Raw genomic sequence first — 21,712 nt, forward strand, 5'->3', positions numbered from 1 at the left:
CGAAAAAGCAAGGTAGGAGTCTCGCCTCGTCGCTATCCTTCATCCAATGCGCGCACGGATTTGGGGAGGTACAGCACGAGGCCGAGGGCCAGGCAGGCGAGGCCGTCTACGATGAAGAAGGGAGCGACGCCCATGGCCTCGGCGGCCACGCCGCCGATCGCGATGCCGATCGGAGTGGCGAGCCCCATGGCGGCGGTGAGCAGGCCCATGGCGCGGCCCATCTTATCGTCGGGCACGTTGCGCTGGGTGAGCGTCATGGTGGGGCCGTTGAACCAGGCGCAGGCTACGGCCATGACGGCGACGAGAACGATGAAGGCTGGGAAGGCGTCGGGCGGCAAAAACCCGCAGGCTGCCGTGGCCGCGCCCACGATGACGGCCGCCACGGCGATGAGCCCCGCCAGGCGCTTGCCGCCGCCCCAGGCGATGAGGACGCCCGAACCCACGAGCATGCCCACCCCGAAGGCCGCCTCGGCCAGAGACGCCGCATAGCCGTCGCCGCCGAAATGCTGATAGGTCATGAGCGGGAACACCGCCGACAGCGGCCCGAAGATCATCATGCCGACGGTGACGCCGCCGATCAACAGCACGAGCCCGCGCGTCTTCGCAATGGCGCGCCAGCCATCGCGCAGGTTCGCCAGTACGTGCTGACCTTCGGCCGTCGCATCCACCACCGTGGGAATCTTCGCCAGGGCCAGGCCGAGGATGGCCACGCAGGCTCCGGCGAAATCGAGGAACATCACCGAGGAGAAGCCGAGGGTGGTGTACAAGAAGATGCCGAAGGCCGGCGCTCCGATGGAGGCCACCGAGCCCAAAAGCTGATCCAAGGTGTTGATGCGCAACAGATGCTTGTCGGGCACGAGCATGGGCATGGCCGCCATCATGGCCGGACTGTGGAAGGCCTGGCCCACGGCGCGCGCGATGCACACGGCGAGCAGCAAGGGGATGGACACGTCGCCGGCCAAAATGAACACGCCCGCCACCAGCGAGATAACGCCCACAGCGCCGTCGGCCGCAATCATGATGAGCTTGCGGTTGTGCTTGTCGGCCACGATGCCGCCGAAGGGCGAGATGAGCCCCACGGGCAGCATGACGGCGATGTTCATGGCCGCCAGCATAAGCGCGCTGCCGGTGCTCTCGGTGACATACCACACCACCGCATAGCCGGCAGCGTAGCTCGTTATCATAGAGGCGGCCTGCCCGGCCCAAATGAACGCGATGATGGCGAGCCAATTCTTCGGCAGCGGCAGCCCGGCGGCACTCAAAGACGTGGCGTCGTGCAGTTCCGCCATCGAAACACCCAACCTAGGTCGATTCCAATGTCGCCCAGTGTAAGAGAGCATTTTATGCTTGTCAATCCGACTACGATGCGCGAAGGATCCGAGCGATGGAGTTCTCGCTCGCTATACTGGGCTCAGTGCAAAGCGGGGAAGGAGCGCGGCATGGTGGAACTGACGAAAGAGAATTTCGATGCGCAGGTGACCAATGCGGAAGGGATGGTGCTCGTTGATTTCTGGAGTCCGGGCTGCGGTCCGTGCCGAGCCATGGAGTCGGTGCTGGAAGCAGCGGCCGCGCGGCATCCTGAGGTGCGCTTTGCGAAGTTGAACGCGGCGGACTATCCCGACATAGCCTGGGCCTTCAAGGTGGTGAGCGTGCCCACCCTCGTGCTCTTTCGCGGCGGCGTGCCCGTGGACGACATCGTCGGCGCGGTGCCCGCCCAGCGCATCGAGGAGCTATTGGTTGAGAGCGGGCGCGAAGGGAGAGGAGCCTGATGGGCAAAAAGGCAGAGGCGCTCCACAAATCGCTAACCGGGCAAGGGCTGGCGAGCCGCGCGACGGGCTCCTCGCTCGTGCACAAGGTGGCGAGCCGCCAGGTGAAGACCCGGGAAGCGCCCGTTCGAGGGCCTGAATACGAGGCGTCCCAGCAAAAGGGGCAGGCCTGTCGACAAAAGCTGCCTCGCAGCGATCTGGGAAAATGGGAGGTACGTCCAGGCCGCAGCGAGGCGGTCGACCTCATCTTCCAGCAGGATGCCGATCGCCTGTCCTTCCTGGTGCCTGAGCGGCACCGCCGCATGGCGGCCTCGCCGTTCGCCTTCTTTCGCGGCGCGGCCCTTCCCATGGCCGCTGATTTGTCCACGCTGCCCACCACGGGGCTTTTGGTGCAGGCGTGTGGCGACGCGCACATCGCGAACTTCGGCGGCTACCGCTCCCCGGAATCGCACCTCGTGTTCGACTTGAACGATTTCGACGAAACCGCCCGCGGCCATTGGGAATGGGACGTGGAGCGCTTGGTGGCCAGCGTCGCCATTTGCGGGCGCACGCGCGGCTTCGGTGACAAATGGTGCCGCGAGGCCGTGCGTCTGGCGGCCCAGAGCTACCGGGAGTCCCTGGCGTTCTTCGCCACGCAGGGATCCTTCGATGTGTGGCGGGCCTACCTCGATGTGGCCGAGGTACTTCAGGGACTTGCCGACAAGGTGTCCAAGGCCGATCGGCGCCAGGTGGCCGACGATTTGGAGCGGGCATTCTCCAAGACCAACGAGCGAGCCTTCGAGAAACTGGTGCACATGGAAGACGGCGAGCCGCAGATGGTCTACGACCCGCCGGACATCGTGCCCCTCAGCCATTTTCTCTCCCTGGACAACCAGCGGCGCGTCCGACGCAGCCTGGTGCGTATGCTCGATGACTATCGCGCGACGGTGAGGCCGCCCTACCAGGAGCTGCTGAAGAACTACCGGTTCATCGGTGCGGCGCAGAAGGTGGTGGGTGTGGGCAGCGTGGGCACCCGCTGCTGGGTAGCGGCGTTCTCGGGCAATCAGATGGCCGACCCGCTGGTGCTCCAGATAAAGGAGGCGAACGCATCGGTGCTCGAGCGGTTCTGCGGCCGAAGCCCCTGCCTTTCCCATGGCGAGCGCGTCGTGGCGGGGCAGCGCCTCATGCAGACAACCAGCGGAGTGCTGCTCGGTTGGACCCATGCCCGGGACGAGCATGGCCGCCGGCGCGACTACTACGTGCGTCAGTTGTGGAATTGGAAGATGTCAGTCGACTTGGACCATGTCAGCGCCGATGAGCTGGAGATTTACGGCCAGTTGTGCGCCTGGACGCTCGCCCGCGCCCACGCCCGCACGGGCGAGCGTGTGGCCATGGCCTCCTACCTGGGAACGTCGGACAAGTTCGATGCGTCCATGGTGTCGTTCGCGCAGAGCTACGCCGATCAGAACGAAGCCGACTACGAGCAGTTCCTGAAGCGCATAACAGTAAGCTGAGCTCCTGTTTCAAAGCGATAAAGCATATTCCGTGGTGGATGGCCGTTTTGCTTCGGCCGTTCAGTCTGGAAAATTGTTGACAAAACTGCATATCTTCCATCCGATTTTGCAGGAGCGGCGAAAGGGCAGAGTGCTATCATAGGAACTTACCTCACGAGGATGGCAGCGTGTCTCGTTGCCGCTTCGGGCCTATGAGAGGTTGAGGAAAAGGAAGGTTTCATGGTGTCTTTGAGCCGCCTCTTTCACAAGACGGACGAACGTGAAAAACCCGCGACCGCTGCGACGGCTCCGGCGGAGCCGGCCTGCGCGCCGACGGCCAAGGCGACGGTGGCTCCCGTAGAGCTTCCGCAAGAATTTCTCGACAAGTTCCCTGGCGGCATGCTCCGTTACAAGGCCGAGGAGGCCGGCGCGATCGACCGGGTGAGCTCGGGGCTCGTGCGCCTGTTCGGGTGCTCGGATGCCGAGCAGTTCCGCGCGCTTACGGGCAATACGTTCAAGGGCATCGTGCATCCCGACGATTGGGAATGGGTCAGCGCGTCCATCAGCGAGCAGATGGAGCGCAGCGACAGCGACTACGTGCGCTACCGCATCATCCGCGCCGATGGCGAGGTGCGCTGGGTGGACGACTGGGGGCATTTGGTGGAAGACGCCTCCGGCACCCGCTGGTTCTACGCAACGATCATGGACGCCACCGAGCGCGTGCGCGAGAAGGAAGAGCTGCGTCGGGCGAACGAGCGGCTGGAAATTCTCACGGCGCTCTCCAACGACGTGCTCTTCGATATCGAGTGCGGCACGGGCAAAGCCCACGTGTACGGCGATTTCGAGGGTCGCTTCGGTCGCGCGCCCCAGCAAGAGGATTTCGTGGTGAACCGCCGCTGCCAAAAGCCGTGCGAGCTGGCTATTACTTCCCACGACCTGACGCCGCTCATGACACAGATCGGCGAGAACTCACTCGTCGATTTTGAAACCTCGGCGCCCGGTGCCGACGGGGAGCCGGTGTGGTACCGCTACCAATCGGTGGTCCTCTACGACGAGGAAGGCGGTCCGGTGCGCCATGTCGGCCGGCTGCTGGACACGAGCGAGGCGGCCATGCGCGAGAGCCAGTTCCGACGCAAGGCCGAGCGCGACAGCCTCACGGGGCTCTACAACCGCGCCGCCGCCCTCGACCGTATCGAGACCGCGCTGCGTACCGAGAACCGCCCTTGCACGCTCATCGTCGTCGACGTGGACGACTTTAAGGCCGTGAACGACACTTACGGGCATCCCGAGGGCGATTACGTCCTGAAAAAGCTGGCGATCTTCTTGTCCCAGGTCATGCGCAAGGAGGACATCGTGGCCCGCATTGGGGGCGACGAGTTCCTCATTTTTGCCCCGGGCTTGGCGACCGGTCCTGCCGCCGAGCGCGTGCTCGAGCATTTGGCTCGCGGGCCCTTCGCCGGCCAGCGGGCCACCGACGAGGTCGTCGACCCGACCTATCACGCGGCGCCCACCATCAGCGTGGGGCGGCCTGCTGCTTGACGCCGCCGATGCCCTTCGAGGTGCTCTACGCGGCGGCCGACAGCACGCTGTACCAGGTGAAAGAAGCGGGGAAGGCCCAGTACCAGTTAACGGTCATCGGCTAGCAAGCTTCTACCCTGCTTTCTGCAGCAGGGGGCCGTCGCAGCGGACGATGCGGCGCGTGCCTGCGGTGGCCAAAAGGCGCTCCAGCTCCTCCACCGAGCGCGGGAAGTGGCAGCGGTCGAGGTCGCACTGGTCGAAAAACCGGCGTTCGACCATCGACTGCAGGAACAAGCGAAGCGGGTCGTAGAACCCGTCGATGTTCAGCAGGAAGCACTCGTGGGGGCCCATATCGAGGCGCACGCGGGTAAAGATTTCCGAGATCTCCTCCAAGGTGCCCACGCCGCCCGGCAGCGCTACGAATGCATCGCCCAGCTCGATCATCTTCGATTTGCGCTCGCCCATGGTCTCCACGACGATGAGCTCGGTCAGGTCGTGCTGGGCCACGCCGGCCTCAATGAAGAACTCCGGCTCTACGCCGATGACCGGCGCGCCGCCCTCGATGGCAGCACGGGAGACGGCGCCCATGAGTCCGACGGAGCTGCCGCCGTAAACGAGGGTGTGGCCGGCGCGGGCGATCCAGGCGCCCAAGTCGTGGGCGGCCTCTTCGAAATGCGGGTTGTCGCCGAAGTTCGACCCGCAGTACACGGTGATGTTCATAGCTCTCTCCTCTACGGTGGATTTGATCTGCTCGGAGAAAGTCCCCAGCATAGCACCACCGCCGCCTTAGGGCAAATGAACCAGAACGTGAGTCAGAAGAACCGCCCCCTGGCTCATGATTCATGCCGGGCCGGTACCGGAGGAGGGAGGTGCTCCTTACGAGCTGCTATCGCTTCACTTACCTTGTTGTCACCTTTGCTGCGCTCCTTCGGCGCGTTCGCTATGCTGGCTTTGCGAGAGACAGAGAGGCACGAACATAAGCAAGGAGGGCGGCCGTGGGCGCAGTCAAGCATTTTTTAGGGAACTACAGCGAGAATTTCGCTGCGGCACTGGTGCTCTGGCCGGCGCTTTCGTTCCTGCTCACGCTGCCGATTCTGGCCTACCTCTACCATCGCGACGGCCGGTTGCGCTTCGGCACGTTCGTGGGGGCCTACCTCACGGTGCTCTACGTCTGCGGCCTCGGCTGCTTCACGCTGTACCCGTTGCCCCAAGGAGACGCGGGTCTCGGCATCGCCTACGGCGTCGCCCCCAACTTCAACCCGATGAACTTCATGAACGATATCGCGAAGGACGGCCTGAAAGCGGTGTTCCAGCTGGCCTTCAACGTAGTGTTCTTCATGCCGCTGGGCTTTATCGCCGGGCGGCTTTTGCGCCTGCGCTTCCTTCCGTCGGTGCTGCTGGGCCTGGCGGCATCCCTGCTCATCGAGGTGTCCCAGCTCACGGGCCTGTTCGGCATCTACCCCTACGCCTACCGCTGCTGCGATGTGGACGACGTGATCACCAACACCCTGGGTGCTGCCCTCGGCTGGGTGTGCGCATGGCTGCTCGGCCGCGTAGTACCTCCAGGGCAGTTGGCCGATGCAGAGCCGACGGAGCATCCCGGCTTCGTGCGTCGCTGCGTGGCCCTGTGGATCGACCTCGTCATCGTGTGGCTGGTGGCGGTCGTGCCCTACGGCGCGGTGGCCGTAGGCTTTGAGGTGGCCGGTCTAACCCCGCCGACGTTTCCGGATATGACGGCGAATCAGACGGCCGCCCTTATCATCAACGGTTTGGCGCTCATCACGCTTGTCGTGGTGGAAGTGGTCATCCCCTGGTTCCACGATGGATCCACCCCGGGCGGCTCGTTCGTGCGCATGACCTTCGAGACCCATCCCCGCACGACGGGCTACCGCGTAGCGTTCTACGCGGCGCGCTCGGCCACCCTGGTGCTCGCCTACCTTTGGGTGCCGTGGATGGTGATCATCTTGCTTGTCTTTTACCTGGTGAAACGGGAAATGCCCTACGACCTCATTCCGTAGGGGAGCGTCTTACGCCGTGTGTCAGCCTTCTTGTGGCGGCTAGGCAGCTAGGCGCTTCGCCAGAAATCCTGGATGAGGGCCTGGCGGTTCTCGCATTCCGTTTTCTGCAGAAGGCGGTGCACGTATACCTTCACGGTGCTCGGCGCGATAGTGAGCGTCGAGGCGATGTTCTGGTTGTCCTTCCCCTGCAGAATGAGGCGCAGCACTTCGCTCTCGCGGTCGGTCAGGCCGTGGCGCCGTGCGTAAATGAGCAGGTTGTCGCCGATGCGCGCGGCGCGCTCGTCGCTTTCGTCGGCCGGCGGCTTCTCGAAGCGCAGGGCCAGCGAGCGAACGGCGTAGCCGATGGCCAGAAGGGCGCCGGCGAGGAAAAGCAGGTTCTCCGCGTAGTTGCGCTCGGCGGAGACGAGGATGGGCCCCAGCATGAACCCGTCGGTGCGCAGCACGAGGAACAGCAGCGCGTCCTCGGCCACGACCAGGGCCGCCAGCACCGCCACGACGACGAAGACCACCCGGCCTCGGGCCATGCGCGTTCGCTCCGTCTCGTCGCGGCAAGCAAGGTAGCGGAACAGCCCGAAGCCGAGCATCCAGAACACGTAGATCATGCGCAGCGAGTAGAACCAGAAGCGTCCCTCTGGCGTGTCGGCGCCCATGAGCAGTCCCAGGCTCAGGAGGAGGAACGCGATGGGAGGCACCGCCATAAGGCCGCGGCGCCGCTCGCCCACGAAGTCGCAGACGAGCAGCCAGAAGAAGGTCAGGCACGCATCGCCGATGAGGATGGTGGCCACCGAGCGCATGAGCAGGTAGCCCGCGTCGGCCCCGGCATTGCCGCCGAGCACGACGGCGGCAATGCTGTCCTGCAGCATGAAGGTGACATCGAGAAAATAGCAGAGAAAGCCCCCGAAGGAGAGGATCATCGCGCGCGACCGCGATACCAGGTAAGCCGAGAAGCACGTGGCGGCGGCCAGCACCGAGGCGAGCATGACCAGAAGCGTGAAGTAGTAGGTGGCAAATTCCACGGGCATCTCCTCGGCTCTCATCAGGCGTTTATCGAAGGTGTATCGGTCTTGGCACTCCGATTACGCCCCGTTGCTTACCTCTGATACACCCATTTTACCGCTTTTCTGTTTAGTTGACCTCTTTCATAGTGGTTCGCGCGGGCGATAAGCTCGATCGCTCATAGGTCATTCGCACGGTACGGGTGCCGCCACCGTGGGACGACAGGGCGTTCGTTTTCGCCAGGCGGCTCGTTAAGGGAGAGAGCCGTCTCAAGCGCAGGGCCGCGTCGCCATGGGGCGGCCCTTGCATGGGGACACCGAGCGCACAGGGCGCTCGTGGGTATAAGACCGGCAAGAGAAGGGATTGAAGTATGGAAGAGAAAAAGAAGGGCATTGGGCTCATTGGGCTCATCGGCATGGTGATCAGCTCGTGCATCGGCTCGGGCGTGTTCGCCATCACCGGTCAGCTGGCCGGCGTCGCCTCCCCGGGAGCGGTGCTCATCGCATGGCTCATCGTGGGCGTCGGCTTCTTGGCGCTGGCGTTCTCGTTGAACAACCTCACCGAGAAGCGCAGCGATCTGCACGGCATCTTCTCCTACGCGGACGCCGGTTGGGGCCCGCTCGCCGGCTTCATCTCCGGCTGGGGCTACTGGCTGTCGGCGTGGCTCGGCAACGTGGCCTTCGCCACGATGATGATGTCCACCATCGGCTACTTCTACCCCGCGTTTCTGCCGGGCAATACCATTCCCTGCATCATCATTGCCTCCATCGTGATGTGGGCGCTCACCTACCTAGTCATTCGCGGCGTCGAGAGCGCTGCCTTCCTGAACGCCATCGTCATGGTGTGCAAGGTGGCCGCCATCGCTGTCACCCTCATCTTCGGCATCTTCCTGTTCAACGCCGGCATCTTCACGGCCGACTTCTGGGGCAACGTGTACGACAACGCCGTGGCCGCCGGCCAGTATGGCCCCGATGCGGCGCCGCTGGGAAGCGTCGGGACCCAGATCTTCAACTGCATGATCATCATGATGTGGTGCTTCGTCGGCATCGAGGGCGCCTCGGTCGTGTCCTCCCGCGCCGCCCGCAAGACCGACGTGGGCAAGGCCACGCTCATCGGCTTCATCTGCCTGATGCTCATCTACGTGGGCGCCTCCGTGCTGCCCTACGGCTACATGTCCTCCGCCGAGGTGGCCGCGCTCGACTATCCCGCGCTCGTCTACGTGTTCTCGTCCATGGCTCCTGGCTGGGGCGGCCCGTTCATCTCCATCGCTATTATCATCTCCATCCTGGGCTCCTGGCTGTCGTTCACCATCCTGCCCGCCGAGACGACTTCCGAAATGGCCGACTACAAGCTGCTGCCGGCCTCGTGGGGCAAGCTGAACAGCCACAACGCTCCTTCCATGAGTCTGCTTATCGTGGGCGCGTGCACCCAGGCCTTCCTCATCATCCTGCTGTTCTCGGCCGATGCCTACGATTTCGCGTTCTCCATGTGCACCGTGGCCATCGTCATTACCTGGGCCTTCGCTGCTGCCTATCAGGCTAAGTGGGGCGTGCAGAACAAGAACGGCGTCCAGGCCGCCATCGGTTTCGTGGCCGTGGCCTTCCAGGTGATTGGCGTGCTGTTCAACGGCTGGTCCTTCCTGCTGCTGACCTGCGTGGGCTACATCCCCGGCTTCTTCATCTACGTGAAAGCCCGCAAGGACTACGGCAACGCCATCACCATGGGCGAGAAGGTGTGCATGGGCGTCATCTCCGCTCTCGGCGTCCTGTCCCTGGTGCTGCTCGCCATGGGCGTCATCAGCATCTAGTCGATAAAGGAGCAAGTTCCATGGACATCAAGACTATCGGTGTTGAAGACTGGCTGAACGTGTGGGAGAAGAGCGCGACCTACGACATCGCGCAGTCCACGATCGCCTCTATGACGATGGGGGAGATCCTGCAGCTGGACGGCCAGGCGGGCGCCACCTTCTATGACCGCCTGAACCAGGAGAAGATGAACTACGGCTGGATCGAGGGCTCGCCGGAGTTCAAGGCCGAGGTGGCCAAGCTCTATCGCACCGAGATCGACCCGGATTGCATCCTGCAGACCAACGGCACCACAGGCGCGAATTTGATGGCGCTCATGCAGCTGGTAGAGCCGGGCGACCACGTGATTGCGGAGTACCCCACCTACCAGCCGCTTTACGAGATTCCTCGCACCCTGGGCGCCGAGGTGGAGTATTGGCACCTGCGCGAGGAGAACGGCTGGAACCCTTCCATCGACGAGCTGAAGGAACTGGTGCGCCCCGATACGAAGCTCATCTGTATCAACAACGCCTCGAACCCGCTCGGCGCGGTGCTCGATCGCGAGACGCTGGAGCAGATCGTGGAAATCGCCCAGTCGGTGGGTGCCTACGTGCTCTCCGACGAGGTGTACCTGCCGCTGGAGAACACGGAGAACTTCTGGTCCATGGCCGACTTGTACGATCGCGCTGTCGTGACCAATTCCATCTCGAAGACCTACTCCGTGCCCGGTGCCCGCATCGGTTGGACGGTGTCGAACCGCGAGCTGGCCGACAAGTTCCGCGTGTACCGCGACTACACGATGATCTGCTGCGGCGAGTTCAACGACGCGCTGGCCACCTACATTCTGCAGAATCGCGAGGCCGTGCTCGAGCGCAACCGCGAGATCGTGTTCCGTAATATGGCCATCGCCCAGGAGTGGATCGACAGCGAGCCGCGTGTGACCTGGCAGGCGCCCAAGGGCGTGTCAGTGGCCTACATCCAGTGGGATATTCCCATGGACGACGAGGAGTTCTGCATCAAGCTGCTGAAGGAAGAGGGCGTGCTGCTCGTGCCCGGCAACCGCTTCGAGCTCCCCGGCGGCGCGCGTCTGGGCTACTGCGCGCCCGAACCGGTGCTGCGCGAGGGCCTCGCGCGTCTCGGCCGAGCCCTGCGTCAGTTCGACTAGCCACCTTTGTGCTCGCCGTGGCTGGTCGGGTCGATGCGGCCAGTGCGCGATGGTCGCCATTTCACTTCCTCCGAAACGTCTGCCTTAACCTTCGTTTCCGGAGCTGACGATTTGGGCCGCCCCTCCTATCTCGGGGCGGTCCTTTGGGCAAAATAGGGCACTTCTCGTAGTCTTTCGAGCGAAAAGCCGAGAAATGCGCAGATGTCACCTGGGGAGACGCTCGGGAAGCGACGAGAAGACCCGCGAGAAATTACGAGAAGTGCCCGGTTTTGCCCATTTCAGCGAAAGAGGGGGCTCTTAACATGAGAGCGCCGGGCGGTTTGCGGGGCGCTCGGCCCCTTTGCGGGCGCGAAACCCGGCGGCAACGGAAGCCGTGCCATAATGGGCGGCGACCGATTCCCGCGAAGATTCGAGGTTTCCGTGAGCGATCCCAAGACCGTGCCCACCATGGGCGCCCCCGATGCGTCCGATGCCGTCTACGATGCCCGTACATTGGGTGCGCCGAAGATGACCGTCTTCGGCATCCAGCACATGTTCGCCATGTTCGGCGCCACCATCTTGGTGCCGACGCTTACCGGGCTCTCGGTTTCGGCCACGTTGCTGTTCGCGGGCTTGGGCACGCTGCTGTTCCATTTCCTTGCGAAGGGGAAAGTGCCGGCGTTCCTCGGATCGTCGTTTGCGTTCATTGCGGGGTACGCGGCCATCGCGCCCAACGGGGAAGCGCATCTGCTACCCTACGCTTGTCTGGGCGTGGCTTGCGCGGGGCTTCTGTACTTGGTGGTGTCGGCGCTGTTCAAGGCGTTCGGTCCGCAGCGCATCATGCGGTTCTTTCCGCCGGTGGTCACGGGCCCCATCGTCATCTGCATCGGGCTTATTCTGGCAAGCTCGGCCATTGCCAACTGCGAGACGAACTGGCCTATCGCGCTCGTGGCTATCATCATTATCGTCATTAGCAACATCTGGGGCCGCGGCATGATCCGCATCATTCCCATCCTTCTCGGTGTTGTGGGCTCCTATCTGGCCGCGGCCATCGGGGGCATCGTCGATTTTACGCCGGTGGTCGAGGCGCCTTGGATCGGTTTGCCGGTGCTGTGGGACAACACGGTGTTCGCGCTGTTCGGCCCCAGCTTCGACGCGGGGCTTGCCATCACGGCCATCATCACCATCATGCCCTTGGCCTTCGCCACCATCATCGAGCACATCGGCGACATGTCGGCCATCAGCTCTACCTGCAATCGCAATTTCATCGCCGAGCCGGGGCTGCACCGCACGCTGCTCGGCGACGGCCTGGCCACCATCGTGGCGTCGCTGTTCGGCGCGCCGGCCAACACCACCTACGGCGAGAACACCGGCGTGCTCGCCCTCACCCGTGTCTTCGACCCGCGCGTGGTGCGCATCGCCGCTGGGTTCGCCATCTTGCTGTCGTTCTGCCCGAAGTTCGCGGCGGTCATCTCCTGCATGCCGGCGTGCGTGATCGGCGGCGTGTCGCTGGTGCTGTACGGCATGATCTCGGCGGTGGGCATCCGCAACCTCGTGGAGAACCACGTGGACTTCATGCTGAGCCGCAACGTGCTGATCACGGCGCTCATCTTGGTGCTCTCGCTCGGCATCGCCTACAGCGCGGCCGGGGCCGTCACCTTCGAAGTGGGCGGCGTGACGGTGGCGCTCTCGGGTTTGGCCGTGGGTTCGGTGGTGGGCATCGTGCTGAACATCATCCTGCCGGGCAAGGCCGACTTCGACGCCTGGGACGGAGGCCTCGCCGCCGAGGCCGAAGCCGACGACGTGCCCCTGCCCCTGGAAGCGGAAGTGACCAACCTGCCCATTCGGGAGCAGAGGAGAGGATAGGGAAGATCAGGGCGGTCAATCGGCTGCCCGGTCGATCTGCTGTCCGCTCAATCGGCTGCCCGGTCGATCTGCATCCTACTTTCGGGCGAAAAATTCGAGTTGTTAGAGCTTTGCTTCACGTATTTCTGCGGAGGTTGGGGCTTCGAAGAGGTTTTCCCTGCATAGGCGTAGCGCCATGGCTGCGATTTGCGATTTTTGCGACGCTCTTTTCTGCTGCAAAGTCTAACAACTCAAAATTCTGAGCTAAAAATGTCGCTGATATTGCCTGGGAGTGTCCGAAAATCGCTTTCGCTTTTTCTTATTCGTGCGCGGGGAGCCACTTCTGAAGGACGACGGCCTCGTTCTCTTTTTCGTCGCGGGCGGCGTATATCAGGGTGACACGCGGGTATTTGGCCATTTCGGGGCTGGACAGCTTCTTCGCGAACTTTAGCGCCTCGGGGTTCGCGTCCAGCTCCGCCACATACTTTTCTTGGAAAGTGGCCCAATGGGATGGGTCGTGGCCGAAGGCCTTCCGCAATTCGGTTGAGGGCGCAAGGAACTTCGCCCATTCATCGTAGTGCACCCGGGCCTTGGTGAGGCCGCGGGGCCACAGCCGGTCGACGAGCACCCGGTACCCGTCGCTTTCTTCGTAAGGTTCGTACACGCGCTTGATGGCTATCTTCATGAGAACGCCTCCTTGGGGCATGGTAGATAATGAGCAGGACACAGTAAGCTCACCTGCGATTATCGTGCGCCATGCCCATCGTCGGCACCTGGCGCGTCTCCTGTAAGCAAAGCGCCCCTGCCTCGTTACGAAGCAGGGGCGCTTCCCGAGGGTTGATTCGACTTTGCCTGTAGTGCGCGCGAGTCGCAGGGTGCCAATCTGGCAAGTTTTCGGCGTTGTTCGACGTATTTCGCACCCCGGAGGTTCAAGTAGCTGCGAGGTCTTCCTCCAGGTATGTTTCCGACCTGGGAAAACGTAGTGCAGGCCATAATGCGTATCCCTTGCTGCGTCCCCTGATGTCGAAAACCGCCGAAAACTTGCCAGATTTGCCGATTGTTTTTGCGCGGATGCCCTGCGAACGTCTCCTGAGGCATCCGAATGAGGGTGTCTGACGCTGCGGATGTCGATTCGTGGCTGAAGGTGGCGCGAGGTGAGTGGCGGCTCGCGGTACAATGGCGTCGTTCAATGGGAAAAGGAGGAACGCCATGACCGTGCTGTTCGTGAATGCCTGCCTGCGCGGAGACGAGTCGCGCACGCTTACGCTGTGCCGCGAGTATCTGGAAGGTATCGAGGACGTGAAGGAAGTGAACCTGTCCGAGATGCGCCTCGAGCCCTACTACGGCGACTCGGCGGCCTATCGCGCCCAGTTGGAGGCCAAGGGCCTGTTCGACGACCCCATGTTCGACATTGGCAAGGACTTCGCCGAGGCGGATGAGATCGTCATCGGCGCTCCCTACTGGGATCTGTCGTTCCCGGCAGCGCTGAAGATATACATCGAGCACGCGGCCGTTATGGGCATGACCTTCCACTACACGGAGGAGGGACGCTGCGAGGGGTTGTGCCGCGCCAAGCACCTCACCTACATCACCACGGGCGGCGGTCAGGTGAGCGCCATGAACTACGGCTACGAGTACCTCTGCGGCATCGCCAGCATGTTCGGCATTCCCGAGACGCGCTTCGCCGCCGCCGAAAACTTGGACGTGGTGGGCGCCGATATCGAGGCGAACCTGAATGAGGCTCGCAAGGTGCTCAGCCGTCTGAAGGCGACGCGGTAGGGAAGAGACGCTATCGCGCGATGCGAGTGAGCAGATCCACCTTGCTGCGGACAGCGTCGACGATAGTGGCCACGCGTCGCTCGGGAATATTGGGATTCTGGGAGAGGATCGCGCCCACTTCCTCGGGGTAGCCGTCCAGCATGACCGGGTCGAACCAGTCGAAATAGCCGTCGAACAGGCGCAGCTGGTCGACCGGCTTCATGCCGTTCATTTTGAAGGGCTTGGCCATATACAGGAAATCGCCGGGCACTTCCAGGAACTCCGCGTCGGACCACAAGCACGATCCGGAGTCGAACACCGGCGCGATGCCCGTCACCTCAAGCGTCTCCACGTTGCGGATGATGCCGAAGTTGCGGTAGTGACGGTCGCGGTTGGCCAGCACGAAGTCGCCGGCGAACATCTTGGCCAGCGAGGTCATGGTGGCGTCGGCGTCAAGCCCCAGATCCTCCAGGTGCTTCACGTAGAAGCGCAGATCGGACAAGTTGTTCGGCTGTTTCACGTTGCGGATGACGTCCCAGGCGGCCACCAGTTCCTCGTCGGGCCCCAGCAGGTTCGGGCAGGCAGAGTACACCCGGCGTCCGTCCTCGAACAGCGTATAGGGAGTGAACTCGCCGGGTTCCATCAACCGACGGTGCAACGCCGTAGCGGCCACCTCGTTGTAGGGCTCCTGATTCACGAAGCCCACTCCTGACTTCAGCAGCACGCGCTCGCCGTTTACGATCTTCCACTTCTTCAGAAGGTCGCCTCCCAAGGTGCTGTTGGGGGAGGACAGGCTTACCGTGCGGTAGTCCGGCGCATCGGGGGAAGACCCCGCTAAGTCCTGGCCCAAGGTGAGAAATCCCAGGTCATCAGAGAAGTCGTTGTCGAAGAAGTTGACGGCGTCCCACGAGGCGGGATCGTCCTCGTCGTTCAGCCAGTAGCGGTCGGAAAGCGACAGCCCGAAGCTCTTCTCGGCGAGCACCAGCGTGCTTTCCAGCTGCAGGTTCTCCAGAAGACGTTTGACATGCGCACGGGAAGCAGGGATGGCGCGGTGGCGCCACCAGTAGTTCAACTCGGCCTTGGAAATGTCGCCCCGGCGATCGACGAACCCGAACGGCGCCGCCTCGGGGGCGAACACCTCGCGGATGCGCACGGCCTTGTGGTCACCCAGGTCGTAGTCGAACGACAACACGGGCGTGTTTTTGTTCATGAGCACGTAATGGGCAAGGGTCACGAGGTTCACCGCCTTTCGGAGCATGGGGCGCCGCGACTTGGGACGCGGGACGTTGGGGCTGAGGGTTCGGCGTTGAGCCCATTATACGGGAAACCGTCGACCTATGCCGACCTACGCCGCTGCGGGTTCGATGGGGCGCGACCGTCCCACGCCGCTACGGATCCAATGGGGCACGCCGTCCTACGCAGCCGCAGGCTCAATAGACCGGTAGCAGCGGCGGCGCACGATGAAATAGGAGACGAGCATGGCCACGATCATGAACGACCAGGTGACCGGATAAATCACCATAAGGGTGTCCCAGGTGCCCGAAAGCGGGAACACCCAGGTCACCAGCGCCACGCGCAGCACGCAGGAACCGAGGATGGTGATGACCGCCGGCAGGGTGGACCAGCCCATGCCCCGCATGGCGCCGGCGGGCACTTCGTAGAAGGTGGTCAGGCAGTCAGGCAGCTCCACGAACCACAGTCGCACGAGACCGAAGCTGAGGGCGGCCGCGTCTGTGGTGAACAGCCCTAGCGCCCGGGTGCCCAACGCCGTGAACGTCACGCCCAAAATAAGCGACGAGGTGAACCCGAACAGTACGCACCAGCGGAAGATGGCCCGGCAGCGGTCGGCGTTCTTCGCGGCGAAGTTCTGGCCGGTAAAGGTGACGGCGGTCTGACCGAAGGCGTTCACAAAGAAGTAGGTGTAGTACTCGAAGTTCAACGTGGCCGCCGAGCCCGCGATGGCCGCCGAGCCGAAGCCGTTAATGGTCGCCTGAACGACGGTGTTGGAAAGCGAGAACACGGCGCCCTGAATGCCGGCGGGAATGCCGATGCGCAGGATGCCGGCCAGCTCGGGGCCGCAGATGCGCAGCTCGCGCAGGTGCAGGCGGAAGGGGCCTTCCTCGCGCATAAGGAACGCCACCACGATGACGGCGCTCAGGGCAGCGGCGATGACGGTGGCGATGCCGATGCCGGCGGTGCCCCAGCCGAACAGGCGCACGAAGGCGAGGTCGAGGACGAAGTTCACCACGACGGCGGCAGCGAGGGCGTACAGCGGCCGTTTCGCATCGCCGTGGGCCCGCAGTAGCGCCGACCCGAAGTTGTAGATGGTGAGAAACGGGATGGCGCAGAAGTAAAGCCGCACATAGGTGAGCGCGTCGGCGAGGGAGTCTTCGGGCATGCCGATGGCATCTAGCACCCAGGGGGCCAGGGCGAGCCCCGCCCCGCCCAGGACCACCCCGGCGATGAGTGAGAGCGCCATGGCCGTGTGGACGCTCTTCTTGATGCTGTGGAACTCGCCGGCACCCACATGCATGGCCACCACCACGTTGGCGCCGATGGAGAGCCCCACGAACAGGTTCACGAACATAGCCGTCACCGGGTTCACGCCGCCGATGCCCGCGAGCGAGAAGCTGCTGACGAACTGTCCGGCAATGGAGGCATCCGCCGAGTTCAGCAACTGCTGGAGGATGCTGCTCAGCGCCAGGGGAATGGCGAACCGCAGAATCTTGCCCGGCAAGGGGCCGTTGAGCATATCGATGCCGTTGTCGCGCTTATCGCGTCGATTTCGCTTAGGGCGGGTGGCCGGGCTGTTTGACTTGTCGAGCTCGTCGCGCCCATCGGGCCGACGCGCGTCCCTCTCATCCGATATGTCTCGCTGCAAAGATTCCATAACGAGCGAATCATAACGCGGCCGCCACGGCCGCGCCCCACGATTATGCCATCGGCGTGCGAGACGGCTGCAATGGGATTGTGACCGTTGAGCTGCTCGTTGCGAGGAGGATGCGGTTTGGTGTTACAGAGAAATATCGAAGGGCTTTCTCCCGCTAGTTTCTCTCGTAGCGGACGGAGCGGCCTTCGCCGACCTTAGTTACGAGTCCTTTCTCAACCAATGCATTCAGAGTTCTGATAGCCTTGCTTTTCGATAGCTGCGTCTTTTCGCTTATCTGGGATCGTGTGAGAGCAGAGCCCTTGGCGAGCACGGCAAGTATGGCTTCCTCGTCGAGTGTTACGTTCTCAAGCACTGTCACGGGAAGCATCACCGTAATCGAGCTATCGCGCAGAGCGAAAGAGGGCGATACTGTTTCATGGGCGTATTCGTCCAGGATGCGCGGGATGCCCGTACCGAACCGTTCTATATGTCCCAGTCGAAAGAAAACGTTCGCAAGGATTGGGTTGCGAGCCACTGAAGGGCCTCCTGCGAGGTAGAGCTCCTCTGTGATTCCGGCAGGCAGTCCTCCTGGCGAGGTTATTTCAATGCGATCGGCAAACATGCCCACTTTTATGTTGGCGCGAACGTCCCAGCAACGGTGGACAAGCGCATTGGCGATAGCCTCCCGAAAAGCCTCCCGCGGTACGAGCGTCTTCGCTATGCGCTCGAATCCGACGATTTCTTCGTAGGCGTAGTAGGTGTCGAACACTTCTAGCGTGCGTTGCATCTGCTCAAGAACCGACATGTGCTCGAACGTGTGCCGGGCGTTGATGATGTTGATGCTCTCGCCGAAGCGCGCAATATCAATGCCAGGGAAATGATTGCTATCGGCGAGAAGGGCGGCCGCGTTGCAGTATTCGCCGGAAGGTGTCATAAGCTCAAGCGAAATAAGGGAATTTTGATCGAGGGGTTTGAGCCCCAGTTTGGAGGCGAGCTCCTTCTCGAGATGGCCAAATGCGAGGTCCTGCTCTTTTGCGACGAGGGCGTCGAAGCTGACATGCTCACCCGTCAAGACGAGCCTGCCGTACTCAAGGCGGCTCACTTCGACGGTTGAGGTGTCGGCTCTACGATAGGCGCGTCCAGAGAAAAGATAGGGTTTGTCGGGGCCTTCATGCACCGTTAGTGTGACTGTTCTTGTGTCCTCTTCGATGGACAGCTCGAAACGAGGCACTGGATCGATCGAGTCGTTAATCGCATGTTCGACGCGAAGGCAGGTGTCTTGCGGATCGGTCAATCCGACGGGCGTGCCGTCGTCTGCGATGCCGAAAATGATCTTCCCCGTGCCGTAGTTGGCATAGGCGCTGACGGTCTTCAGGTAGCTTTTCGACAGCTGCTGCTTAAACTCGAGAGTGGTTGTTTCGCGCATAGTGTCCGCCTTTTCGTCGCATCGTTGCAGACATTATGCAACGAAAACAATTTTCGTTTCAAGTGATTGCAACGAAAACAGGCAATTTGTGCCTATCGTCGCAGGGCGCGGGGCGTTTCGATGTCGTGATAAAAGGCGCCAGTCTTCCTCCTATAATCCGAAATGTCGTAAGAAACTGGGAGTTTATTGCGACATTTTCAAAAGAGTTACGCGCCACCTGCCTGAGTAACTTATCAGTTTTATGTCTAGCGCATTCAGTTAGCGCTTAGCTCGCAAGTCCGTTTTCCTTTCTGCAAGCCTCCATGCACTCGAGAACGATGGCTGCACCTTCACGAACCCAATCGCTGGCGTCAGCTGAATACGTGAGAGAGGTGGGCATGCCGAAGGGCTTTCCGTCGAGCTCTTCGAAGAGCACCACGTCGGCGCGGTCGGCGAACCAGTGGCGGTTTTCGGACAGCCCGCAAATATGCAGCCCATCGCCGTAGGTGGCGAAGGCCAGACCGCTCATGCCGTTGATAGGCTGCAGGCTGAAGTGCAGATCCAGATTGTCACCCAGCATGCGCTCGTAAAGATAGCGGATGCGGTCGTAATTGTGGGCATCGTTGATGATGATGGACGCGCCACTAAGGTCGTTGCGCGAAAGAGCGGGCCTGCTTGCCAAAGGGTTCGACGCCATCATGCTGATACTCATGCGGAAGGCCAAGCATGTTCTCGTTACCAGGTCGAGGGCGCTCGCTTCCTTTACGAGCGAGGCGAAAGGCGTGTAGTCGTAATCGAGCACGATGTCGGCCGTGCCATTGACGATGGGCTGGAAGATGGGATCCCGGTAATCGTGCTCGACGAAAGCAAAGGGCACGGATAGGCGCTCTTTGAGCTTGGCTGCGAACGAGGGCGTTGGATATTGAACAGCGATGCGAAGAGTGGCGTCGGGATCGCCCATCTCTCGGCACCGTGCCAGCGCCTCGTCGAGTCCGTCCAGCAGCGTTCGGGCGCCGTCGAGGAAAACGGCCCCTTTGTCGGTGAGTCGGTTGCCCGCTTTCCGATCGATGAGCGAAAAGCCCACGTCGCTTTCGAGCGCAGCAATATGGGTGCTTAGCGTTGATTGGGCGATGAACAACTCTTTGGCGGCTTCGGTGAAGCTTAAGTGGCGAGAGAAGACGACGAACTCTCGCAAGTACTCGGTTCTCATAGCGGACCTCCTCCCTTGCTTTTTGCATTATCGCATGTTGCGCAAAGCAGGAGCACGACGTCCGAGACGACGATATCGGATTTCACGAACAGCCATCATGAAACGTGATAGAGAATCGCGCATTTGCATTTAGCTATCGGCCTGGCGCCAGCGCACTATGGGGTCGTGCCGAAGGGCGACTAATGTAAGGAAAGGGGAAACATGAATTTGAACGAAGGTCTCAATCGCCGTAGCTTTCTGAAGGGCGCGGCCCTCATGGGTGGTGCCGCCGCTTTTGCCGGCATGGTTGGCTGCGCGCCCCAAACGTCCGCTTCTCAGGAACTGAGCTCCACGAGCGATTCGGCGTGGGACAAAGAAGTGGACGTTGTGATCGCCGGCGCCGGCGGCGGTGGCCTGGCTGCGGCCGTTGAGGCCTCTGCGGCGGGCAAGGAAGTTGTCGTGTGCGAAGTGATGAGCAGCGCCACCATGTCCAATTCAGCCCTGTGCGCCGGTATGATTCAGGGTGCTTGCACGAAGCTGCAGAAAGAGGCCGGCATCGATGATTCGGTCGAGGAGTTCGACAAGTATCTGACGGCCGTGGCCGAGGGCTTCGAGAACCCCGAGCTGCGCCGCCTGTATGCCGAGAAATCCGGCGAGACTATCGACTGGTTGGCCGAGCAGGGTGCGGCCCTTTCCACCGATCGCCTGTCGACCCAGGGAACCATGGTCGACTACTACACTGACGTGACGCCGGCTGTGGCGCGTATGCATCAGAACGCCGACGGCATCGGCGCCGGCTTCACCGAGCCGCTGCGCAAGAAGGCCGAGGAGCAGGGTGCGGAATTCATGTTCGATACCCAGGTCACGCGTTTGCTGACCAACGCTGACGGCGAGGTGGAGGGCGTTATCGTCGCAGATGGCGGCAAGGAGCAGCGCATCAAGGCGCGTCTGGGCGTCATCCTGAACACGGGCGGTTTCTCCCGCAACGCCGACATGGTGCGTAGCTTCATGTCGCCGGCCATGCCGGGCATGTTTAACGACCGCCCCGTCATGGGCTCCTATGGCTCGCCGTGGCAGCAGGGCGACGGCATTATGATGGCCTGCGCGCTCGGTGCCAAGCTGGTGAATCCTTGGTGCGCCTACAATGTGGCCCCTGGTCTGGAGCGCAAGGTTGAGGATAATTCCGCAGGCTACATTTCCATGCCGGGTATATTTGTTTCTACTGACGGCCAGCGCCACGTTCTGGAGAGCGGTCGTCCCACCGAGAACGTGGTGGGCGATGTTTGGAAGCAGCCGAACGGTTATGTGTGGAACATCTGGGATCAGGGTCTCGCGGACGCGACGGCTGATTTCGGCGGCCCTGTCATGTACTGCAGCGATGGATTCGAGGAAGAGCTTTCCGGCGGCTATATCGTCAAGGCCGACACTGTGGAAGAGTTAGCGGCGGCTCTTGATTTGGATGCGGACACGCTTAAGAAGACTATCGACGACTTCAATGAAGGTGCGGCCGCCGGTGCCGATGCCTTGGGTCGCCAGGGCGCAATGCCCCTGATGCAGCCGCCTTTCTTCGCAGGTCGCGTCATCGCCGTTTCGCCCGATACAGCTGGCGGTGTTGACGTGAACACTAACACCCAGGTGCTCAACGTGTTCGGCGAGGTTATCCCGCGCTTGTACGCGGTGGGCAACATGGTCGGTGGCTTCAAGGGCAAGGTGAACGCCGGCTGCGGCCAGGCGCTCGGCTGGACCTACACCTCCGGTCGCATCGCCGGCCAGCACGTAGTCACGCTGGAACCGCTTGCATAACTACTTCGATGCCGCCCACCAAGTTCCCCCTCCCGCTTGGTGGCGCGGCGCAATGCGAATGGGGCTGGAGATGGCATTCGCTAGCCCCATCATATCGATAGTACGAATTGACCAAGTTCGAACAAGAGTTTTTAGGGAGCAGGAG

17 protein-coding genes are annotated in these 21,712 nt (G+C 62.2%); 9 read left to right on the top strand and 8 right to left on the bottom strand.

Annotated elements, in window-relative coordinates; all coding sequences use genetic code 11:
• Window positions 1–32: 32 nt before the first annotated feature.
• Window positions 33–1,289, bottom strand: a complete 1,257-nt coding sequence (locus ACW4LP_RS09815) for an MFS transporter (protein ID WP_157012457.1) — start codon at window positions 1,287–1,289, stop codon at window positions 33–35.
• A gap of 150 nt (window positions 1,290–1,439) precedes the next feature.
• Between ACW4LP_RS09815 and ACW4LP_RS09820 the strand changes: the two genes are divergently transcribed.
• The 3 genes from ACW4LP_RS09820 (at window position 1,440) to ACW4LP_RS09830 (ending at window position 4,777) form a co-directional block, all read left to right on the top strand.
• Entirely contained in the window at window positions 1,440–1,769 is a 330-nt protein-coding gene (locus tag ACW4LP_RS09820; RefSeq protein ID WP_161128117.1) for a thioredoxin family protein, read from the top strand.
• The gene (locus tag ACW4LP_RS09825) at window positions 1,769–3,259 is read left to right on the top strand and encodes a DUF2252 domain-containing protein (RefSeq protein WP_157012459.1); all 1,491 of its coding nucleotides are present in this window, start codon (window positions 1,769–1,771) and stop codon (window positions 3,257–3,259) included. The genes ACW4LP_RS09820 and ACW4LP_RS09825 overlap by 1 nt, the downstream gene beginning before the upstream one ends.
• 219 nt (window positions 3,260–3,478) lie before the next feature.
• The gene (locus ACW4LP_RS09830; protein ID WP_157012460.1) at window positions 3,479–4,777 is read left to right on the top strand and encodes a sensor domain-containing diguanylate cyclase; all 1,299 of its coding nucleotides are present in this window, start codon (window positions 3,479–3,481) and stop codon (window positions 4,775–4,777) included.
• A gap of 111 nt (window positions 4,778–4,888) precedes the next feature.
• Here the strand turns inward: ACW4LP_RS09830 and ACW4LP_RS09835 are convergent, their stop codons facing one another.
• Window positions 4,889–5,476, bottom strand: coding sequence for an LOG family protein (locus ACW4LP_RS09835; protein ID WP_157012461.1), 588 nt, complete (start codon window positions 5,474–5,476; stop codon window positions 4,889–4,891).
• Window positions 5,477–5,751: 275 nt separating this feature from the next.
• On the opposite strand from ACW4LP_RS09835, the gene ACW4LP_RS09840 reads away from it, so the two are divergent.
• The gene (locus ACW4LP_RS09840; RefSeq protein ID WP_455803765.1) at window positions 5,752–6,774 is read left to right on the top strand and encodes a VanZ family protein; all 1,023 of its coding nucleotides are present in this window, start codon (window positions 5,752–5,754) and stop codon (window positions 6,772–6,774) included.
• A 47-nt stretch (window positions 6,775–6,821) separates the two neighbouring features.
• Here ACW4LP_RS09840 and ACW4LP_RS09845 read toward each other — a convergent pair whose 3' ends face one another.
• Window positions 6,822–7,790, bottom strand: a complete 969-nt coding sequence (locus ACW4LP_RS09845; protein ID WP_455803766.1) for a helix-turn-helix transcriptional regulator — start codon at window positions 7,788–7,790, stop codon at window positions 6,822–6,824.
• A gap of 350 nt (window positions 7,791–8,140) precedes the next feature.
• On the opposite strand from ACW4LP_RS09845, the gene ACW4LP_RS09850 reads away from it, so the two are divergent.
• The 3 genes from ACW4LP_RS09850 to ACW4LP_RS09860 all read left to right on the top strand — a co-directional run bounded on the left by ACW4LP_RS09850 (window position 8,141) and on the right by ACW4LP_RS09860 (window position 12,564).
• The gene (locus ACW4LP_RS09850; protein WP_455803767.1) at window positions 8,141–9,577 is read left to right on the top strand and encodes a basic amino acid/polyamine antiporter; all 1,437 of its coding nucleotides are present in this window, start codon (window positions 8,141–8,143) and stop codon (window positions 9,575–9,577) included.
• A 20-nt stretch (window positions 9,578–9,597) separates the two neighbouring features.
• A complete protein-coding gene (locus ACW4LP_RS09855; RefSeq protein WP_157012464.1) occupies window positions 9,598–10,719 on the top strand; it encodes an aminotransferase in 1,122 nt (373 codons plus the stop codon).
• A gap of 447 nt (window positions 10,720–11,166) precedes the next feature.
• Window positions 11,167–12,564 carry a uracil-xanthine permease family protein gene (locus ACW4LP_RS09860; RefSeq protein ID WP_232325637.1) on the top strand — a complete coding sequence of 466 codons (1,398 nt, stop codon included), beginning with the start codon at window positions 11,167–11,169 and terminating at the stop codon, window positions 12,562–12,564.
• Window positions 12,565–12,862: 298 nt separating this feature from the next.
• Here the strand turns inward: ACW4LP_RS09860 and ACW4LP_RS09865 are convergent, their stop codons facing one another.
• Window positions 12,863–13,228 (bottom strand): DUF488 domain-containing protein, encoded by a 366-nt coding sequence (locus ACW4LP_RS09865; RefSeq protein ID WP_114548547.1) that lies wholly within the window; start codon window positions 13,226–13,228, stop codon window positions 12,863–12,865.
• Window positions 13,229–13,752: 524 nt separating this feature from the next.
• Here ACW4LP_RS09865 and ACW4LP_RS09870 point away from each other — a divergent pair.
• On the top strand, window positions 13,753–14,322 hold the full coding sequence (locus ACW4LP_RS09870) for an NAD(P)H-dependent oxidoreductase (protein WP_114548548.1): 570 nt from the start codon (window positions 13,753–13,755) through the stop codon (window positions 14,320–14,322).
• A gap of 10 nt (window positions 14,323–14,332) precedes the next feature.
• On the opposite strand, the gene ACW4LP_RS09875 is transcribed toward ACW4LP_RS09870, so the two are convergent.
• From ACW4LP_RS09875 to ACW4LP_RS09890, 4 genes are all read right to left on the bottom strand, one after another.
• Entirely contained in the window at window positions 14,333–15,535 is a 1,203-nt protein-coding gene (locus ACW4LP_RS09875) for an excisionase (protein WP_157012466.1), read from the bottom strand.
• Window positions 15,536–15,715: 180 nt separating this feature from the next.
• Window positions 15,716–17,182 (bottom strand): MATE family efflux transporter, encoded by a 1,467-nt coding sequence (locus tag ACW4LP_RS09880; protein ID WP_227069438.1) that lies wholly within the window; start codon window positions 17,180–17,182, stop codon window positions 15,716–15,718.
• A gap of 163 nt (window positions 17,183–17,345) precedes the next feature.
• Window positions 17,346–18,596 (bottom strand): ATP-binding protein, encoded by a 1,251-nt coding sequence (locus ACW4LP_RS09885; protein ID WP_157012467.1) that lies wholly within the window; start codon window positions 18,594–18,596, stop codon window positions 17,346–17,348.
• Window positions 18,597–18,861: 265 nt separating this feature from the next.
• Window positions 18,862–19,785 (bottom strand): LysR family transcriptional regulator, encoded by a 924-nt coding sequence (locus tag ACW4LP_RS09890; protein WP_173114761.1) that lies wholly within the window; start codon window positions 19,783–19,785, stop codon window positions 18,862–18,864.
• A 201-nt stretch (window positions 19,786–19,986) separates the two neighbouring features.
• Here ACW4LP_RS09890 and ACW4LP_RS09895 point away from each other — a divergent pair, with 201 nt between their 5' ends.
• Window positions 19,987–21,567: an FAD-dependent oxidoreductase gene (locus ACW4LP_RS09895; protein WP_114548553.1), complete on the top strand. Its 1,581-nt coding sequence runs from the start codon at window positions 19,987–19,989 to the stop codon at window positions 21,565–21,567.
• Window positions 21,568–21,712 lie beyond the last annotated feature (145 nt).

It is taken from the genome of Adlercreutzia sp. CNCM I-6215 (assembly GCF_977072315.1).

Bases quoted from the DNA above. Each gene is read 5' to 3' on its own strand.
- ACW4LP_RS09855 (WP_157012464.1), top strand. From the start codon at position 9,598: ATGGACATCAAGACTATCGGTGTTGAAGACTGGCTGAACGTGTGGGAG.
- ACW4LP_RS09895 (WP_114548553.1), top strand. From the start codon at position 19,987: ATGAATTTGAACGAAGGTCTCAATCGCCGTAGCTTTCTGAAGGGCGCG.
- ACW4LP_RS09815 (WP_157012457.1), bottom strand. From the start codon at position 1,289: ATGGCGGAACTGCACGACGCCACGTCTTTGAGTGCCGCCGGGCTGCCG.
- ACW4LP_RS09865 (WP_114548547.1), bottom strand. From the start codon at position 13,228: ATGAAGATAGCCATCAAGCGCGTGTACGAACCTTACGAAGAAAGCGAC.
- ACW4LP_RS09835 (WP_157012461.1), bottom strand. From the start codon at position 5,476: ATGAACATCACCGTGTACTGCGGGTCGAACTTCGGCGACAACCCGCAT.
- ACW4LP_RS09890 (WP_173114761.1), bottom strand. From the start codon at position 19,785: ATGAGAACCGAGTACTTGCGAGAGTTCGTCGTCTTCTCTCGCCACTTA.
- ACW4LP_RS09870 (WP_114548548.1), top strand. From the start codon at position 13,753: ATGACCGTGCTGTTCGTGAATGCCTGCCTGCGCGGAGACGAGTCGCGC.
- ACW4LP_RS09830 (WP_157012460.1), top strand. From the start codon at position 3,479: ATGGTGTCTTTGAGCCGCCTCTTTCACAAGACGGACGAACGTGAAAAA.
- ACW4LP_RS09820 (WP_161128117.1), top strand. From the start codon at position 1,440: ATGGTGGAACTGACGAAAGAGAATTTCGATGCGCAGGTGACCAATGCG.
- ACW4LP_RS09860 (WP_232325637.1), top strand. From the start codon at position 11,167: ATGGGCGCCCCCGATGCGTCCGATGCCGTCTACGATGCCCGTACATTG.
- ACW4LP_RS09825 (WP_157012459.1), top strand. From the start codon at position 1,769: ATGGGCAAAAAGGCAGAGGCGCTCCACAAATCGCTAACCGGGCAAGGG.
- ACW4LP_RS09850 (WP_455803767.1), top strand. From the start codon at position 8,141: ATGGAAGAGAAAAAGAAGGGCATTGGGCTCATTGGGCTCATCGGCATG.
- ACW4LP_RS09885 (WP_157012467.1), bottom strand. From the start codon at position 18,596: ATGCGCGAAACAACCACTCTCGAGTTTAAGCAGCAGCTGTCGAAAAGC.